Source organism: Amycolatopsis sp. NBRC 101858 (genome assembly GCF_030269325.1).
GTDB lineage: Bacteria > Actinomycetota > Actinomycetes > Mycobacteriales > Pseudonocardiaceae > Amycolatopsis > Amycolatopsis ponsaeliensis.
The window spans coordinates 824,618-840,947 of sequence record NZ_BSTD01000004.1; the positions used below are offsets into that span (position 1 = coordinate 824,618).

The window sequence follows — 16,330 nt, forward strand, 5'->3', positions numbered from 1 at the left end:
GACGCCGAAATGACCTCGCCCGCCGGGGTCCTGCTGGTGGCGACGCTGCACGGCGAGCCGGTCGGCTGCGGCGCGCTGAAGTTCCACGGCACCGCGCCCGCCGAGGTCAAGCGGATGTGGGTGGCGCCCTCGGCGCGCGGTCTCGGGCTGGGCCGCCGGCTGCTGGCCGAGCTGGAGGCGCACGCGGCCGGCCTGGGCGTCCCCGCGCTGAAGCTGGAGACGAACCGCGCGCTCGGCGAAGCGATCGGCCTGTACCGCGCGGCGGGGTCCCGCGAGATCACGCCCTTCAACGACGAGCACTGGTTCGAGAAGCGGCTCCCCACCCGGTGAACGGCCGCTACCGCGGGGTGCCGAAGTCCTGGGTCCAGTAGGCCTTCCGCGCCGAGTCGACGGTGTAGCCGACGCCCAGCTCGGTCAGCCGGCAGTCGAGGATGTTCGCCTTGTGCACCGGGCTGTGCATCCACGCGTCGACGACGGCCTCGGGCGTGCGCTGCCCGGCGGCGATGTTCTCCGCCCAGCGCTGCCACCGGTACCCGGCCGCGGAAATCCGGGCCGAGGGGTCCTCGCCGGCCCGCCCGGTATGGCTGAAGTACCGGTAGCGCGCCATTTCGCTGGTGTGCGCGTCGGCCGCGTCGGCGAGCTGCGTGCTGGCGGCGAGCGGCCCGCAGCCGTTCTGGACGCGCTGCACGTTGGTGAGCTGCAGGACCTGCGCGGGGTAGGACCCCGCGGCCCCGCCGGCGGCGGGGACCGGCGCGAGCAGCGTCAGCACGGCGGCGATTTCGAGCAACATCACGACCTCCTCGAGGAGCGTTTTCTCCGACATTCGAAAATGGCACGGGTGCCGGGTGGTGAAACTTGCCTGAGTGAGCGAAACAGCTGGTACGGAGGGTGTGCCCGAGGACGTCGATTCACCGGGAATCGCGTTTTCGGCACCGGAAGTGGAGATTTCCGGGAATGGCCGCGAACGCGCTGTCGCGGCACGTGCAGGCTCATGTGCGTACCCTGATCTGGTGCGGACCCGCCCCACCCTGACCTGGACGTCCCCGGACGCGCCGCTGCCCCGGACGGCGAGCCTCGACGAGCTCGCGAGCGTCGTCGCGCGTGGGCGCGTCGCCGTGCTCAGCGGGGCCGGGCTCTCGACCGAGTCCGGGATCCCCGACTACCGCGGCGAAACCGGCAGCCTGCGCCGGCACACGCCGATGACCTACGACGAGTTCGTCACCAGCGCCGAGGGCCGGCAGCGGTACTGGGCGCGCAGTCACCTCGGGTGGCGCACCATCGCCCGCGCCGACCCCAACGACGGCCACCGCGCGGTCACCGCCCTGCGCGACGGCGGGTACCTCGCCGGCGTCATCACGCAGAACGTCGACGGCCTGCACCAGGCGGCCGGTACCGCGGACGCCGTCGAGCTGCACGGCAGCCTCGACCGCGTGATCTGCCTGGACTGCCGCCGCACCGGCCCGCGCGCCGAGCTGGACCGGCGGCTGCGCGCGGCCAACCCGGACTTCGAGGGCGCGGCCACCCGGATCAACCCGGACGGCGACGTCGAGCTGCCCGAGGACGTCGTGCGCCGGTTCACCCCGGTGCCGTGCGCGGACTGCGCCGGCGTGCTCAAGCCGGACGTCGTGTTCTTCGGCGAGAACGTGCCGCGGCCCCGCGTCGAGCAGTGCTACCGCCTGGTCGACGAGGCCGCCGCGCTGCTGGTGCTGGGGTCGTCCCTGACGGTGATGTCGGGCCTGCGCTTCGTCCGCCACGCGGCGGCCGCGGGCAAGCCGGTGGTGATCGTCAACCACGGCGAGACCCGCGGCGACCGGTACGCCGCCGTGCGCGTCGACCTGCCCCTCGGGCGAGCGCTGACCGAACTGGCCGAGCGCCTGGGCTGCGCCGTCAGCGAGGATCGCGGCCGAAGCGCGTGAGCAGCCGGTCCTGCCGCGACGCGCCCGGAGCGGTCGGCGGCGCGTCGGCGAACACACGCGGGTTCAGGGCCAGTCCCGCGAAGATGTCGTCGTAGCTCTCGTCGATCCACGCGACGAGCCCGGGATCGAGGGCGTCGTCGGCGCCGAGAGCTCGGGCGAGGTCCCAGGTGTGCACGGTGCTGTCGGCGGTGCGGACGGCCAGCGCGCGCCGTCCGGTCAGCTTGCCCAGCGGGTAGTCGACGACGCGGTCCAGCGCGCCTGTCTCGGCGAAGGCCGCCGCGCAGGCCCGGACCGACGCGGTGAACGCCGCCACCGGGTCGTCGCCGAGGGCGTCGTCGTCGCGGGCGGCCAGGAACTCCTCGCGGGTGGCGCCGCGCAGGAGCCCGACGTAGTTGAGGTTGCCGCGGGTCATGTGGTTCACCAGCGCCCGGATGTCCCATTCGGTGCACGGGGTCGGGGCGTGCCAGCCGTCGGGCGGTACCGCGCGCAGGTGGTGCTCGAAGCCGTTGCTCGCGAGCAGGAAGCGGTCGAGGGGCATGGCGTCCACTGTGGCCCGGCCCGCGGTGCGGCGCAGGCGGGTTTCGGACACCGTGGACGAGCCGGCCCGGGCAGGTTGGGGGAAACGAGCCCGGACCGGCTCTGCGACGGACCTCCACAGCCGGTCGTTGTTCACAAGACGCGGCGGCCGCGCCCGTCGTTACACCGACTGCAAACCCGTCCACGACCAGCGCGGCATCGCCAGCCCGCCGGGCACGTCGGTGGCCGGACCCGGGTAGGTGAGCACCTCGGCCACCGCCCATTCCATGTAGGACCGCAGCGCCGCGCGGAACTCCGGATCGGCGGGCAGGCCGGCGTCGTCGGCGGCGCGCACGAAGCACTCGACGAACCGGCGGCCGAGGTCGCTCATGTCACCGTTGCCCGCGTGCATGCGCAGCATCGCCGAGTGGTCGCTGCACTCCTCGGAGAACCGCGGCGGCCCGCCCAGCACCTCGGCCCAGTACCGGGCCAGCCGGTCGACGTGCTGCGGGTGCTGCCCCGGGTGCGAGAACGGGTGGTTCAGCTCGGGGTCGGCCAGGCAGCGCTCGTGGTGGGCGGCGGCCAGCGCGCGGAACGCGGGGTCGCCGCCGGCGAATTCGTACAGCGTCGGGCGCATCCGCCGAGCCTGGCACGGCCGGGCGCCGAACGCCAGGACGTCAGCGCGCCGCCGCGGCCGCGCGCTCGGCTTGCGGGGTGAAGCCGCCGAACGCGTCGACCGCCCGCCGGACGTCCTCGGTCACCAGGTCGTGGTTCAGCGCACCGCCGGCGGCCGCACCCTGGGCCGCGGCGACGATGACGGTCGCCCGCGCGTCGACGACGTTCCCGGCCGCCCACACGCCCGGCACGTTCGTCTTGCCCATCGCGTCGGTCTCTTCGTAGCCGAGCCCGCGGACGAGCTCGTCGTGCGGGACGGTCTGCGTCCGGAGGAACAGCGCCACCCGCGGCACGAACCGCGCGCCGACCTCGAGCCCGGTGAGATGGCCGGCTTCGCGCCGCAGGGCCGTGACGGTCCCGTCGACGACCTCGATGCCCCGCGCGCCGAGCCGTTCGCGGTCCTCTTCGGACGGTGGCGCGGTGTGGGCGAAGTAGACGACGTCCGGCGACCACTGGCGCACCAGCAGCGCGTGCTCGACGCTCGCGGGTTCGGTGCCGAGCACGCCGAGCGGCCGGTCGCGGACCTCGTAGCCGTGGCAATACGGGCAGGTCACCGCGTCGGTGCCCCAGCTTTCGCGCAGGCCCGGGATGTCCGGCAGGTCGTCGTGGACGCCGGTCGCGAGCAGGACGCGCCGGGCGGTCAGCTCCCGGCCGCTCGCGAGCCGCGCGGTGAAGCCGGGTTCGAGCGCGCTCACCTGGTCTTCGAGGACCTCGACGCCGTAGCCGGCGAGCTCTTCGCGGCCGATCTTGAGCAGTTCGGACGGGGGCAGGCCGTCGCGGGAGAGGAAGCCGTGCATGTGCTCGGCGGGGGCGTTGCGGGGCGAGCCGCCGTCGACGACCACGACGCGCCGCCGCGCGCGGCCCAGCATCAGTGCGGCGTTCAGGCCCGCGGCGCCGCCTCCCACCACCAGGACGTCATAGCTGTTTTCGGTCATGCCGCCACCCTGCGCCCGGTGTCGCGGATCCGACAACAAATGTTGCCATTTTCGGGACAAGCGCGTTTCCTGGAGCGATGACGGACGCGATCACCCACGCACTGGCCGAGGTCGGCCCCCGCCTCAAGCGGGTCCGCACCCAGCGGCGCGTCACGCTGGCCGACCTCTCGACGGCGACGGGCATCTCGAAGAGCACGCTCTCGCGGCTGGAGTCCGGTCAGCGCAAGCCGAGCCTCGAGCTGCTGCTGCCGATCGCCCAGGCCCACCAGGTGCCCCTGGACGAGCTGGTCGGCGCGCCCGAGGTGGGCGACCCCCGGGTCCGGCTGACGGCCCGCCGCCTCCCGCGGTCCAACGGAGCGACGATGACGGTCCTGCCCCTGACCCGCCAGCCGGGCGCGCCCCAGGCGTTCAAGATGATCCTCGAGCCGGAGACGGGCGAGCCGGACCCCCAGGTCCACGAGGGGTACGAGTGGTTGTACGTCCTGTCGGGCCGGTTGCGGCTGGTGCTGGCGGACCGCGACATGACACTGGGCCCGGGCGAGGCGGCGGAGTTCGACACGCGGCTGCCGCATTGGTTCGGCGCGGTGGGGAGGCCGGCGGAGATCCTCAGCCTGTTCGGGAAACAGGGGGAGCGGCTCCACCTGAGGGCGAAGTCCCGCTAGCCGCCCGCCGAACGCGGGCACCGGCAAAGATCCGCTGCAGGCGCACGATGGCCAGCGCGCCCACCACCCAGCCCAGGCCGAACGCCGTGATCGCGGACCAGCCGGGTGACCGGGTGACCCACAGGAAGACGCCGGCGACCAAGGCCCCGGCGAGAGCCAGCGCGGCGATGAACCACTGCCCGGGGGCCGTTTCCCGGTCCAGCTCGCGGTCCCGCCAACCTTCGCATCGCAAGTGACCCGGACAACCGGGGCAAGGAGTCCGTAGGTACTCGTGGATCAGCTTGAGAGCAAGGCGACGTTCGCCGCCGGCGCGATCGCCAGGCTGATGATCGCGCCGGCCGAGGCGAGCTGAAGTGCGACGACGTTCCACTGGAGGGTCGAACGGCGCTCCGTTTCGCTGCGGAGCGCCGCGTACTCCGCGAGCAGGATCGTGGTGGGGTCGGTCACCGGCTCACCTTCGTCCGGGACGAACCTCCACACCAGCTAGAAACCGATCGCTTCCCGCAGCAGCAACACCGTCGCCCGCCCCGGCCTGGGCTCTCCGTTGAGCACCAGGACCCGGTTGACCGCACTCGGCCACCCGTGCACCTCCTGCGTCCGCACGCTTTCCAACGGCAGGCAGTGCTCCTCGATGCGCCGCAGCGCCGTCTCCACGTCGGGCACCACCTTCTGCGCCCCCACCACCCAGATCGCGCGGCCGGCGCCGCCCGCGTACGCAGGCAGCTGACTCCCGCTGCCCGACGCCGCCACCAGGGACCCGGTTTCGGTCACCGCCGCGACGCTGCCCACCACGACGTCGGGGCTCGCGAGCAGCCGCCGGATCTCGTCGGCGCCCGTTGCCCGGTCGATCGCCAGGACCAGGGGCTTCATCGCCTGATAGCGCGAGCCCGCGTTGATGTCCGCGTCGATGCCCGACAGGCGTAACGTCTCACTCGCCCCGGTGAACACGCTGGCTCCCTCGGGGATCAAGTCAAAGACGCGCGTCCGCGCCGCCGCGGCGTCGTCGAGGATCTCCACGGCGAAACCGTGGGCGGTCAGTGCCGCGGCCGCTCGCTCCAAGCGCTCGGCGGGCGCGGCGTCGGCGAACGGGGTGACCGGCAACTGGGTGGTCATGGTGGCTCCTCGCGTGGTCGGATCGGTTTCCCCGGTACGACCACGCAGCCACCCGAAACGTCAGGCCTCACATCCGCGGCCGCTGTCTCGTCGTAAGGGGTGACGACGAAGGGAGTGCGATGGACGTGCTCATGAGCGAGCGGCGCCGGCTGCTCAACCTCGCCTACCGGCTCCTGGGCTCCCTGGCCGAGGCCGAGGACGCGGTCCAGGAGGCCTACGCCCGCTGGTGCGCGCTGCCGAAGCCGCAGCAGGACGCCATCGAATCCCCGGGCGCCTGGCTGACGACGGTCACCGGCCGCATCTGCCTCACCCTGCTCGGGTCGGCGCGGGCCCGCCGCGAAACCTACGTGGGGGACTGGATCCCCGAGCCGGTGCCCGAGACCCCGGGCGGCGATCCGGCCGACCGGGTCACCCTGGACGAGTCGGTCAGCATGGCCTTCCTGGTCGTGCTCGAGGCGATGACCCCGGCCGAGCGCGTCGCGTTCATCCTGCACGACGTCTTCTGCCACTCCTTCGCCGAAGTGGCCGAGATCGTCGGGCGCACGCCGGCCGCGTGCCGCCAGCTGGCCTCCTCGGCCCGGCGCCGCATCCGCGCGTCGCACGAGCCCGCGCCTCCGGTGGCCCGGCAGGCCGGAGTCGTCCGGGACTTCAAGCGGGCGTGGGAAGCGAAGGACATCGACGCCCTGATCGGCCTGCTCGACCCGGGCGCCACCGCGACCGCCGACGGCGGCGGACTCGCCCTCGCGTTCACGCACCCCATCGAGGGCGGCGAGCGGATCGCGCACGCCTGGATCGAGCTGGCGAGCCGGAAGCCGGCCGGCATGACGTTCGCGGAACGCACGGTCAACGGCCGCCCCGGGCTGGTCGCCCGGCAGGACGGGGTGGTCGTGACGGTGTTCGCGTTCGACGTCACCGGCGACCGGATCAAGCACATCTGGGTCGTCCGCAACCCCGAGAAACTCCGGCGCTGGACGGACTAGGGGAGTTCCACCGGCAGCCCGAAGCCCGCGTACATCGCCGGGTCGAGGAAGCCGATGATCTCCGCGATCCGGTCGCCGCGCAGCGTCAGCACGTTCACGCAGCCGATGCGGAACACGCCGTCCGGGTGACGCTGGTAGCACGCGAACGCGAGCTGGCCGGCGGCCCGGACCGGCACCAGCCGCCACGGCGTGGCGAACACGCTGCCGGACAGGAAGCGGGCGACGTCGTCGCGGCCGTCGAACCACGCGGGCAGCGGCGGCATCGTGAAGCGGGCGTCCTCGGCGAGCAGGGCGAGCAGCGCCGGGACGTCCGCGCGTTCCCACGCCGCGACGAAGTCCGCCACCAGCGCGCGTTCGGCGTCTTCGCCGAGGCTGCGCAGCGTCGCCTGCTGGCTCTGCGCCGGCGTCCGCTCGTCGAGGGTCTTGCGGGCCCGTTGCAGCGCGCTGTTCACCGAAGCGACCGACGTGCCGAGCGCGTCGGCGACTTCCGCGGCGGAGAACGCGAGCACCTCCCGCAGGATCAGCACGGCGCGCTGGGTGCCGGGCAGGTGCTGCAACGCGGCGATGAAGGCCAGCTCGACGCTCTCGCGGAGTTCGAAGCGGCGTTGCGGGTCCCAGTCGTCCTCGGGGTAGGGCTCGACGTACGCCTCGCCGTCGACCGGGTCGGCGAGCGCGTCGCCGGGGTTCGCCGCGGGGTGGTGGTCGCGCGGCATCAGGCGTTGCGGGCGCTGCTTGATCAGCCGCAGGCAGGCGTTCGTGGCGATCCGGTAGAGCCACGCGCGCACCGAACTGCGGCCCTCGAACCCGGCCAGCCCGCGCCACGCGCCGAGCAGCGCCTCCTGCAGCGCGTCTTCGGCGTCGTGCAGGGCGCCGAGCATCCGGTAGCAGTGGGTCCGCAGCTCGCTCTGGTAGGGCCGCACCAGCCGGTCGAACGCGCCGCGGTCCTCGCGCCGGGCCGCTTCGAGGAGCTCGGCTTCGGTGTCCATGCCCGCATCCTGCCCGACGCTCAGCCGAGCTCGCGCTGCATCAGGAGCGTGTCGAGCCACCGGCCGTGCTTGAACCCGACGCGCCGCAGCACGCCCGCGTCGGCGAACCCGGCGGCGCTGTGCAGCTTCCGCGACGCGGGGCTGCCGGAGTCGACGACGACGGCGATCGCCTGCGCGGCGCCCGCCGTGGCGCACCGCTCGAGCAGCTCGTCCAGCAGCCGCCGCCCGTGGCCGCGGCCGGCGGCTTCGGGCGCGAGGTAGATGGTCGTCTCGACGGTGTGCCGGTAGGCGGGCTTCGGCCGCCACGGCGCGGCGAGCGCGTAGCCCAGGACTTCCGGTCCGGCCAGGACGAGGAACGGCAGGGCGCTCTCGCGGATCTTCGCACGCCACTGGTCCGCGGTCGGCGGGGTGGTCTCGAAGGTGACGACCGAGCCGGTGACGTACGGCGCGAAGACGGCCGCGATGCCTTCGGCGTCGGCCTCGGTGGCCGGCCTGATTCCGCTATAGTGGACACAGTAGCTATCATAGAGGAATGATCGATCCGGCGAGCCTGGGCCGCCGCCTGCACGCCCTGCGGACCGACCGCGGCCTGGCGCTGAGCGCGCTGGCCCGGGACGCCGGGGTGAGCGTGAGCATGCTGTCGGCCGTCGAGCGCGGCGAGAAGACCCCGACGGTGGTGGTCCTGTCCCGCATCGCCGACGGCTTGGGGTTGTCGCTGTCGCGGCTGCTGGCCGGCCTGGAGACCGACCGGGTGGTCGTCCGCCGCGCGGCCGAGCAGGACCACGTCGCCGAGCCGGGCGGCTGGCACCGCACGGTCCTGACGCCGGTCGTGCCGGGCGTCAACTTCGAGTGGATCCGCACGACGCTGCCGCCCCGGTGTGACGCCGGCGAGTTCCCCGCGTACGCGCCGGGTTCGCACGAGTTCGTCGCGGTGGAGGCGGGCACGTTGTGGCTGGGCGTCGGCTCGGCGGAGTACGTGCTGACGGCCGGGGACTCGGTCTACTTTCCCGCGGACGCAACGCATTCGTACGCGAACCGCGGTGACGAGCCGTGCGAGTACCACGTCGCGGCGCTCGTGATGCGCTCGCGCGCGGGCCGGGTTCAGTAGGCGACGTCGCTGCGGCCGAGTGCTTCGCCGAGTGCCGGCCCGGCGCTCCCGTCCTCGTCGAGCGCCCGCCACAGCAGCGCCGCCGCGTGGGTGCGGACACCGCAGCTCGCCGGGTTCCGCCGCAGGTCCTCGAGGACGGGTGAGCCGACGCCGCACACCGACCGGACCACCGAGACGATCCCGGCCACGGTCTGCGCCGCCGCCTCCGAAACGGGAGCGCCCGAGCGGACGGCGCCGAAGTGGTCGGCGATGGCGCGGACGGCCGCGTCCGCGAGGTTCCGGTGGTCCATGGCGTCCCCCTCCAGGCCAGGCCGATGATCCCGTCCTGAGGTCGGCGATGACGACGGGGTTGTTACGGCGGCCGCTAAAACCGGGTGACACCGCCGCCTTTCCCGTGGCACCCTGCGGATCATGTTCCCCGTGTCCGATAGCGCGACGCTCGCAGGCTTGTCCCTGCCGAGCGCCCTTTCGGCACGGCCGGTCCCGGCCCTGAACAGCGGCGCTCGAAGCTGACCCTTCCCCGATTTCCCCTGTTCTGCCGCGGAACCGCCGGGGGAGGGTCGACGCGCTCACCCGGTTCCGCGCGCCTTCCGTTCTCAGTACAGGGAAATCCCATGAGCAAGCAGCAGTACGTGCGCACCAAGCCGCACCTCAACATCGGCACGATGGGGCACGTCGACCACGGCAAGACCACCCTCACCGCGGCCATCACCAAAGTGCTGGCCGAGCGCGGCGGCAGCAATCGCTACGTCGCCTTCGACCGCATCGACCGCGCGCCGGAGGAGGTCGAGCGCGGCATCACCATCAACATCGCGCACGTCGAGTACGAGACGCCGACGCGGCACTACGCGCACGTCGACATGCCGGGTCACGCCGACTACGTCAAGAACATGATCACCGGCGCGGCCCAGCTCGACGGCGCCGTGCTCGTGGTCTCGGCCCAGGACGGCGCGATGCCGCAGACGCGCGAGCACGTCGTGCTGGCGCGCCGGATCGGCGTCGAGCACCTCGTGGTCGCGCTCAACAAGGCCGACCTCGCCGACGACGAGGACCTGCTCGACCTGGTCGAGCTCGAGGTCCGCGAGCTGCTGACCCGCTACGGGTTCGACGGCGACGCCGTGCCGGTCGTCCGCGTGTCCGGGCTGCGCGCGCTCGACGGCGACCCGCTGTGGACGCAGCGGATCCTCGACCTGCTCGAGGCCGTCGACGAGCACGTGCCGATCCCGCCGCGGCGGCTCGACCTGCCGTTCCTCATGCCGATCGAGAACGTCCTGACCATCACCGGCCGCGGCACCGTCGTGACCGGCGCGGTGGAGCAGGGCACCCTCGCGGTCGGCGACGCGGTCGAGGTGATCGGGCTCGGGCCGGCCGTCGCGAGCGTGGCGACCGGGCTCGAGACGTTCGGCAAGCCGATGGAGCGCGCCGAGGCGGGGGACAACGCCGCGGTGCTGCTGCGCGGGGTGAAGCGCGGCGAGGTCCGGCGCGGGCAGGTCGTCTGCCTGCCGGGCAGCGTCCGGCCGCACACGCGGTTCCGTGCGGACGTCCACGTGCTGTCGGCCGCCGAGGGGGGCCGGCGGACGCCGTTCGCGGCGAACTACCGGCCGCAGTTCCACTTCCGCACCAGCGACGTCGTCGGGGTGGTCGCCCTCGCCGACGGCGTGACGGTGGTCCGGCCGGGTGAGGCGGCTTCGCTGACGGTGGAGCTCGGCCAGCCGGTCGCGATGAGCCCGGGCCTCGGGTTCGCCATGCGCGAAGGCCGCCTGACGGTGGCCGCGGGCACCGTCCGCGAGGTGCTGGACTGAAGGGCGTGGCCCCTGCTTCGGCGGGGGCCACGCTTGACTCATCCGATCATTTGCTCCTAGCCTGAGCTCGCGCAATCCCGATCCGCCGTCGGAAACACCGCGTGGTGTTTTCGTCGTTGCCAGGAAAGGGAGCTTTCGTGGGCGAAGCGTTCAGCCGCCGTCGAGCGGTCACCTGGGGAGCGGCGGCCGGTGCCGCGTTGCCATTCATCGGATCTCCGGCCGTCGCGGCTGAAGACGGCGCGGCAGGCTCGTTCTTCGACGTCACGAAGTTCGGCGCGAAGGGCGACGGCCGCACGATCGACACCGCCGCGATCAACCGCGCGATCGACACGGCCGCGGCCCGGGGCGGGACGGTGTACTTCCCGGCCGGGACGTACGCGAGCTATTCGATCCACCTCAAGAGCAACGTGGCGCTGTACCTGGGGGCGAACGCGACGATCCTCGCGGCCGCCCCGGCGGGTGGCAAGGGCTACGACCCGGCCGAGCCGGGCGCGGGCAACCCGTACCAGGACTTCGGGCACAGCCACTGGCACAACAGCCTGATCTGGGGCGAGAACCTGGAGAACGTCACCATCGAGGGGCCGGGCAAGATCGACGGCAAGGGCCTCGTCGCCGGCGGCAGCGCGGAGTCCGCACCGCTCAACGGCAACAAGGCGATCGCGCTGAAGCTGTGCAGGAACGTCGCGATCCGCGACATCACGATCGTCAACGGCGGGCACTTCGGCATCCTGCCGACCGGCGTCGACAACTTCCGCATCGACGGGCTGGTGATCGACACCAACCGCGACGGCATCAACATCGACTGCTGCAAGAACGTCCGCATCGCCAACACCACGGTGAACTCACCGAACGACGACGCGATCGTGCTGAAGAGCTCGTACGCGCTGAACCGGGTGCGGGACACGGAAAACGTGACGATCGACAACTGTTTCGTCAGCGGCTACGACCTGGGCACGCTGGTCGACGGCACGTACAAGACGTCGTCGTACGGCCGCACCGGCCGCGTCAAGTTCGGTACCGAGGCCAACGGCGGGTTCCGCAACATCGCGATTTCGAACGTGGTCTTCGAGTACTGCCGCGGCCTGGCGCTGGAGACGGTCGACGGCGGGTGGCTGGAGGACGTGACGATCAGCAACCTGACGATGCGCAAGGTCCAGATGCCGCTGTTCCTCCGTCTGGGTGCGCGCATGCGCGGTCCGGCGGGCATCCCGGTCGGGTTCCTGCGCCGGGTGAGCATCAGCGACGTGACGACGTTCGACGCCGACCCGCGGTATCCGTCGTGCCTGGCGGGAATCCCGGGCCATCCGATCGAGGACGTGAAGCTGAGCAACATCCGCCACCACCTGGCAGGCGGCCTCACCCCGGGCGACGCGGTCCAGAACCCACCGGAGCTGGAGACGGCGTACCCGGAGCCGTCGATGTTCGGCACGCTGCCGGCGTACGGGTTTTTCATCCGCCACGCGCGGGGGATCAGTCTGGACAATGTGGACGTCCGATGCGGAGCGCCGGACACCCGCCCGGCGTTCGTGGTGCGGGACGTGGCGGATCTCGACGTCCACCATTGCCGCGCGGAGGCGGGGAAACCGACGTTCGTCCTGGACGACGTGGACGACTTCCGGGTGAGCGACGGCCGCCCGGTGGAGGAGGCCCGGGTGGAGCACGCGGACCACCAGGAGCTGTAGGGGAGTCGTCCGGCCGGGCCCCGGCGCCGCCGCGGGGCCCGGCCGGTGTTTCACGTTTCGCCCGTTTCGCGCGGGGCGTCCGGGTGATCCCGCCGTCCACAACGGACTTCCCGGCAACAACGGAGCCCCCGACGACGACCGAAACCCCGGCGGCGACTACGACTACGCCGACGCGAACTCACCCGCCGACGGCCACGACGAAGAAGCCGACGACCCCGCACCGCACCACGACCCGGCGCCGCCCGCGCTGAGCCCGGGCGGTCACCCGGGACCGCGCATTGCGATCCGGCGACAACGGCCCGGCCGCGGTAACCACCGCCGCGGGCAAGGCGACTGAACCATCGTCCGGTTGCCGTCGTCGAAGGCATGTCGATGAAAACGTGGTTGTGGGGAACGCTGCTCGCCGTGGGCTTGGCGACCGCGGCGTGCGGCGCGTCACCGACGCCGGCACGCGCCCCGGCCGGGCCCACCACCACCGAAACGGTGCTGACCATCGAGCCGACGCCGACCGTGACGGTCACCGTGCCGCCGACCTCCACCGTTTCCGCGCCCTCCGCCGCGAGCAAGGCGCCGGTCCGCAGGACGCCGACCCGGAAGCCGCCGCAGTTCGGCTACCAGTGCCGGGACGGCGACGAAACGAAGTACGAGGTCTGCGCCGGCCACAAAGCCTGGGTCGACGGGCAGCGCGAGTTCACCGAGTGCCTGGACAGCGGCGGAACCTGGGACACGGCAACCGACCGCTGCAAGCGTCCCTGACCTCAGCGGCCGCGCAGTCCAGGCCGGGCCAAGCCGACGGTCGCGAGGACGATCAACGCCACCGCCGCCACTCCCGCGATCACCGACAGCACCGGGGCCTGCGCGTCCGTCCGCGCCAACGTGAGCACGCTCGACAACAGCAACACCGCCCCCACGCCCAGGTTCAGCCAGCACAGCGGAGCCGTGCTCGGGATGACGTGCCAACGCCGCTCGGCCATCGGACCTCCTCGGTCGGGATCTCTCCCCGGATCTGCCCCGAACGGGTGTCGATCAAACCCGCCCCACGTTCCGCTCGCCGGAACACGGGACTGTCCGCCCGGGGCCGCGTGGTGCGACCGTCTGAACCATGGCTCCCGTGATGGCGGCGATCGTCGGCCCCGGCAACATCGGTACCGATTTGCTGGCGAAGCTGCGACGCAGTGAAGTTCTCGAAATCGGTTACGTGGTCGGCGTGGTCGAGTCCGACGGGCTCGAGCGCGCCCGCGCGCAGGGGATCGCGGCGTCCGCCGAGGGCGTCGACTGGCTGCTGCGGCAGGACCCCCTGCCGGAGATCGTGTTCGAGGCGACGTCGGCCAAGGCGCACGCCGCCAACGCCCCCCGCTACGAAGCGGCCGGCATCCAGGCGATCGACCTCACCCCGGCGCACCTCGGCCCGATGGTGTGCCCGCCGGTGAACCTCGGCGCGCACCTCGACGCGCCGAACGTCTCCATGATCACCTGTGGCGGCCAGGCCACGATCCCGATGGTGCACGCCGTTTCCCGCGTGACGCCGGTGCCGTACGCGGAGATCGTCGCCTCGGTGGCCTCGCGCGGTGCGGGCCCCGGGACGCGCGCCAACATCGACGAGTTCACGCGCACCACGTCGCAGGCGGTCGCCGAGATCGGGGGCGCCGGGCGCGGCAAGGCGATCATCATCCTCAACCCGGTCGAGCCGCCGATGATCATGCGGGACACCGTCTTCTGCGCGATCGGGCTCGACGCCGACCGCGACGCGATCACCGAGTCGATCCACGAGATGGTCGACGAAGTCCGCAAGTACGTCCCCGGCTACACGCTGCGCGCCGACCCGCAGTTCGACGACGCGCGCGAGGAGTGGGACGGCAACGCGCGGGTCGGGATCTTCCTCGAGGTCCGCGGCAACGGCGACTACCTGCCGGAGTACGCCGGCAACCTCGACATCATGACGGCCGCGGCCGCCCGCGTCGGGGAACTCATGGCCCGCGCGAAGCAGGAGGTGCCCGCATGACTCGTCCGGAGCTGAAGCACGACGTCCGGATCGTCGACACGACGCTGCGCGACGGCAGCCACGCGATGGCCCACCGCTTCACCGAACAGCAGGTGCGCGACACCGTGCGCGCGCTGGACCGCGCCGGCGTCGAGGTGATCGAGGTGACCCACGGCGACGGCCTCGGCGGCTCGTCGTTCACCTACGGCTTCTCCGCCGTCGACGAGCTCAAGCTGATCGCCGCGGCGCGCGAAGAGGCGAAGCAGGCGAAGATCGCCGTGCTGCTCGTGCCGGGCATCGGCACCGCGGAAGACCTCCAGCGCGCGTTCGACGCGGGCGCGGAGATGGTCCGGGTGGCGACGCACTGCACCGAGGCCGACGTCTCGCCGCAGCACTTCGGGCTGGCGCGCGAGCTCGGGATGGAGACCGCCGGGTTCCTCATGATGGCGCACCGGACGCCGCCGGAGGACCTCGCGAAGCAGGCGCGGATCATGGTCGACGCGGGCTGCCAGGCGGCCTACGTGACGGACTCGGCCGGTGCGCTCCTGATGCACGAGGCCCGTGACCGGTTCGAAGCACTGGTCGCCGAAGTCGGCGACACGGCGTGGGTCGGCTACCACGGCCACCAGAACCTCTCGCTCGGCGTCGCGAACTCCGTGCTGGCGTACGAAGCCGGGGTCCGCTACATCGACGGGTCGCTCTGCGCGCTCGGCGCGGGCGCGGGCAACTCGCCGACGGAGGTGCTCGCGGCGGTGTTCGACCGTCTGGGCATCGACACGGGACTCGACGTCGGCGCCCTGCTCGACGGGGCCGAGGAGGTCGTCCGCCCGTACCTGAACCGCTGGCCGAAGATGGACCGCAACGCGATCGTGCAGGGCTGGGCCGGGGTGTATTCGAGCTTCCTGCTGCACGCCGAGCGCGCGGCGGAGCGCTACGGCGTTCCGGCGCAGGCGATCCTCCGCCGCTGCGGGGAGCTCGCGCTCGTGGGCGGCCAGGAAGACATGATCATCGACGTCGCGGTGACGCTGGCCGCGGAGCAGAAGGGCTAGCGTGCGAACCGGTCGAGCGCCGCGAGCTTCCACGCCCGCTTGACGTCACTGGCCCGGTGCCCGGAGTGGTCGTCGACCAGCAGCTCCGCACCGGGCCAGGCTGCGGCCAGCTCCCACGCGGTCGTCACCGGGCAGCTGAGGTCGAGCCGCCCGTGGATCAGCACGCCCGGGATGCCGGCGAGCCGCCCGGCGTCGCGGATCACCGCGCCTTCCTCCAGCCAGCCGGCGTGCGCGTAGTAGTGCGCGGTGAGTACGGCGAAGGCGCGCGCGGCGTCGTCGACCGGCATGTCCCGGACCGGGGACGCGCCGGGTTCGAGCGACAGCACGACGTCCTCCCACCGGCACCACGCGGCGACCGCCCGGTCGCGCACGGCCGGGTCCGGATCGGCCATCAGCCGCGCGTACGCGGCGACGTCGTCGTCGGCGCCCAAGCTGAACCGCGCCCATTCCTCGGGGAAGAACCGGCCCACCCCGCGGTAGAGCCAGTCGATCTCCGACCGGCGCGTGGTGCTGATCGCGCTGAGCACCAGTTCTGTCACCCGTTCGGGGAAGCGTTCGGCGTACACCAGCGCCAGGGTCGTGCCCCACGAACCGCCGGTCACCAGCCAGCGCTCGATGCGGAGGTGCTCGCGCAGCCGTTCGAGGTCGGCGACGAGGTGCTCGGTCGTGTTGTCGCGCAAGGACGTCGTCCCGTGCGGCACGCTCCGGCCGCAGCCGCGCTGGTCGAGGAGCACGATCCGGTAGCGGGCGGGGTCGAACATCCGCCGCATGCCCGGCGCGCTGCCCTGGCCGGGGCCGCCGTGCAGCACGACCGCGGGCTTGCCCTCGGGGTTGCCGGAGGTCTCCCAGTGGACGTGGTGCCCGTCGCCGACGTCGAGCAGGCCTTGGTCGTGGGGCTCGGTCATCGGGTACATCTCGGGCATCG

General features: G+C 72.5%; 21 protein-coding genes. 10 read left to right on the forward strand and 11 right to left on the reverse strand.

All coding sequences use genetic code 11. The annotated features are described in order from the left end of the window. Nucleotides 1–9 precede the first annotated feature (9 nt). Nucleotides 10–330: a GNAT family N-acetyltransferase gene (locus QSK39_RS32560; RefSeq protein WP_285481680.1), complete on the forward strand. Its 321-nt coding sequence runs from the start codon at nucleotides 10–12 to the stop codon at nucleotides 328–330. A 7-nt stretch (nucleotides 331–337) separates the two neighbouring features. Here QSK39_RS32560 and QSK39_RS32565 read toward each other — a convergent pair whose 3' ends face one another. Further along, nucleotides 338–823 (reverse strand): CAP domain-containing protein, encoded by a 486-nt coding sequence (locus QSK39_RS32565; RefSeq protein WP_285481681.1) that lies wholly within the window; start codon nucleotides 821–823, stop codon nucleotides 338–340. 187 nt (nucleotides 824–1,010) lie between these two features. Here QSK39_RS32565 and QSK39_RS32570 point away from each other — a divergent pair, with 187 nt between their 5' ends. Further along, entirely contained in the window at nucleotides 1,011–1,916 is a 906-nt protein-coding gene (locus QSK39_RS32570) for an NAD-dependent protein deacetylase (RefSeq protein WP_285481682.1), read from the forward strand. Here the strand turns inward: QSK39_RS32570 and QSK39_RS32575 are convergent. The 3 genes from QSK39_RS32575 to QSK39_RS32585 form a co-directional block, all read right to left on the reverse strand. Continuing rightward, nucleotides 1,888–2,505 (reverse strand): TIGR03086 family metal-binding protein, encoded by a 618-nt coding sequence (locus QSK39_RS32575; RefSeq protein ID WP_285481683.1) that lies wholly within the window; start codon nucleotides 2,503–2,505, stop codon nucleotides 1,888–1,890. The two genes, QSK39_RS32570 and QSK39_RS32575, sit on opposite strands and share 29 nt — an antisense overlap. A gap of 108 nt (nucleotides 2,506–2,613) precedes the next feature. After that, a complete protein-coding gene (locus QSK39_RS32580; protein WP_285481684.1) occupies nucleotides 2,614–3,069 on the reverse strand; it encodes a group II truncated hemoglobin in 456 nt (151 codons plus the stop codon). A gap of 40 nt (nucleotides 3,070–3,109) precedes the next feature. Beyond that, nucleotides 3,110–4,042, reverse strand: coding sequence for an NAD(P)/FAD-dependent oxidoreductase (locus tag QSK39_RS32585; protein ID WP_285481685.1), 933 nt, complete (start codon nucleotides 4,040–4,042; stop codon nucleotides 3,110–3,112). Between the two features lie 77 nt (nucleotides 4,043–4,119). Here QSK39_RS32585 and QSK39_RS32590 point away from each other — a divergent pair, with 77 nt between their 5' ends. Beyond that, nucleotides 4,120–4,704 (forward strand): helix-turn-helix domain-containing protein, encoded by a 585-nt coding sequence (locus tag QSK39_RS32590; RefSeq protein WP_285481686.1) that lies wholly within the window; start codon nucleotides 4,120–4,122, stop codon nucleotides 4,702–4,704. 276 nt (nucleotides 4,705–4,980) lie between these two features. On the opposite strand, the gene QSK39_RS32595 is transcribed toward QSK39_RS32590, so the two are convergent. Together QSK39_RS32595 and QSK39_RS32600 are read right to left on the reverse strand one after the other, a co-directional pair. Then, the gene (locus QSK39_RS32595) at nucleotides 4,981–5,151 is read right to left on the reverse strand and encodes a hypothetical protein (protein ID WP_285481687.1); all 171 of its coding nucleotides are present in this window, start codon (nucleotides 5,149–5,151) and stop codon (nucleotides 4,981–4,983) included. A 36-nt stretch (nucleotides 5,152–5,187) separates the two neighbouring features. Further along, nucleotides 5,188–5,817: an LUD domain-containing protein gene (locus QSK39_RS32600; protein WP_285481688.1), complete on the reverse strand. Its 630-nt coding sequence runs from the start codon at nucleotides 5,815–5,817 to the stop codon at nucleotides 5,188–5,190. A 119-nt stretch (nucleotides 5,818–5,936) separates the two neighbouring features. On the opposite strand from QSK39_RS32600, the gene sigJ reads away from it, so the two are divergent. Further along, on the forward strand, nucleotides 5,937–6,797 hold the full coding sequence (gene sigJ / locus QSK39_RS32605) for an RNA polymerase sigma factor SigJ (protein ID WP_285481689.1): 861 nt from the start codon (nucleotides 5,937–5,939) through the stop codon (nucleotides 6,795–6,797). On the opposite strand, the gene QSK39_RS32610 is transcribed toward sigJ, so the two are convergent. After that, nucleotides 6,794–7,783, reverse strand: coding sequence for an RNA polymerase subunit sigma-70 (locus QSK39_RS32610; protein ID WP_285481690.1), 990 nt, complete (start codon nucleotides 7,781–7,783; stop codon nucleotides 6,794–6,796). The genes sigJ and QSK39_RS32610 overlap by 4 nt on opposite strands. A 20-nt stretch (nucleotides 7,784–7,803) precedes the next feature. Then, nucleotides 7,804–8,280 (reverse strand): GNAT family N-acetyltransferase, encoded by a 477-nt coding sequence (locus QSK39_RS32615; RefSeq protein WP_285481940.1) that lies wholly within the window; start codon nucleotides 8,278–8,280, stop codon nucleotides 7,804–7,806. A gap of 35 nt (nucleotides 8,281–8,315) precedes the next feature. Here QSK39_RS32615 and QSK39_RS32620 point away from each other — a divergent pair, with 35 nt between their 5' ends. Next, nucleotides 8,316–8,891, forward strand: a complete 576-nt coding sequence (locus QSK39_RS32620; protein WP_285481691.1) for a helix-turn-helix domain-containing protein — start codon at nucleotides 8,316–8,318, stop codon at nucleotides 8,889–8,891. On the opposite strand, the gene QSK39_RS32625 is transcribed toward QSK39_RS32620, so the two are convergent. Next, the gene (locus QSK39_RS32625; RefSeq protein WP_285481692.1) at nucleotides 8,885–9,181 is read right to left on the reverse strand and encodes a hypothetical protein; all 297 of its coding nucleotides are present in this window, start codon (nucleotides 9,179–9,181) and stop codon (nucleotides 8,885–8,887) included. The genes QSK39_RS32620 and QSK39_RS32625 overlap by 7 nt on opposite strands. Before the next feature lie 324 nt (nucleotides 9,182–9,505). Between QSK39_RS32625 and tuf the strand changes: the two genes are divergently transcribed. The 3 genes from tuf (at nucleotide 9,506) to QSK39_RS32640 (ending at nucleotide 13,131) form a co-directional block, all read left to right on the forward strand. After that, nucleotides 9,506–10,693: an elongation factor Tu gene (tuf, locus tag QSK39_RS32630; protein ID WP_285481693.1), complete on the forward strand. Its 1,188-nt coding sequence runs from the start codon at nucleotides 9,506–9,508 to the stop codon at nucleotides 10,691–10,693. Between the two features lie 197 nt (nucleotides 10,694–10,890). After that, nucleotides 10,891–12,375 (forward strand): rhamnogalacturonidase, encoded by a 1,485-nt coding sequence (locus QSK39_RS32635; RefSeq protein ID WP_353051101.1) that lies wholly within the window; start codon nucleotides 10,891–10,893, stop codon nucleotides 12,373–12,375. 372 nt (nucleotides 12,376–12,747) lie between these two features. Continuing rightward, nucleotides 12,748–13,131: a hypothetical protein gene (locus QSK39_RS32640; RefSeq protein WP_285481695.1), complete on the forward strand. Its 384-nt coding sequence runs from the start codon at nucleotides 12,748–12,750 to the stop codon at nucleotides 13,129–13,131. Between the two features lie 2 nt (nucleotides 13,132–13,133). On the opposite strand, the gene QSK39_RS32645 is transcribed toward QSK39_RS32640, so the two are convergent. After that, nucleotides 13,134–13,349, reverse strand: coding sequence for a hypothetical protein (locus QSK39_RS32645; protein ID WP_285481696.1), 216 nt, complete (start codon nucleotides 13,347–13,349; stop codon nucleotides 13,134–13,136). Between the two features lie 128 nt (nucleotides 13,350–13,477). Between QSK39_RS32645 and QSK39_RS32650 the strand changes: the two genes are divergently transcribed. Together QSK39_RS32650 and dmpG are read left to right on the forward strand one after the other, a co-directional pair. Then, nucleotides 13,478–14,377, forward strand: a complete 900-nt coding sequence (locus QSK39_RS32650; protein WP_285481697.1) for an acetaldehyde dehydrogenase (acetylating) — start codon at nucleotides 13,478–13,480, stop codon at nucleotides 14,375–14,377. Further along, entirely contained in the window at nucleotides 14,374–15,405 is a 1,032-nt protein-coding gene (gene dmpG / locus QSK39_RS32655) for a 4-hydroxy-2-oxovalerate aldolase (protein WP_285481698.1), read from the forward strand. Before QSK39_RS32650 ends, dmpG begins: the two co-directional genes overlap by 4 nt. On the opposite strand, the gene pip is transcribed toward dmpG, so the two are convergent. Beyond that, on the reverse strand, nucleotides 15,402–16,328 hold the full coding sequence (gene pip, locus QSK39_RS32660) for a prolyl aminopeptidase (protein WP_285481699.1): 927 nt from the start codon (nucleotides 16,326–16,328) through the stop codon (nucleotides 15,402–15,404). The two genes, dmpG and pip, sit on opposite strands and share 4 nt — an antisense overlap. Between the last annotated feature and the right edge of the window lie 2 nt (nucleotides 16,329–16,330).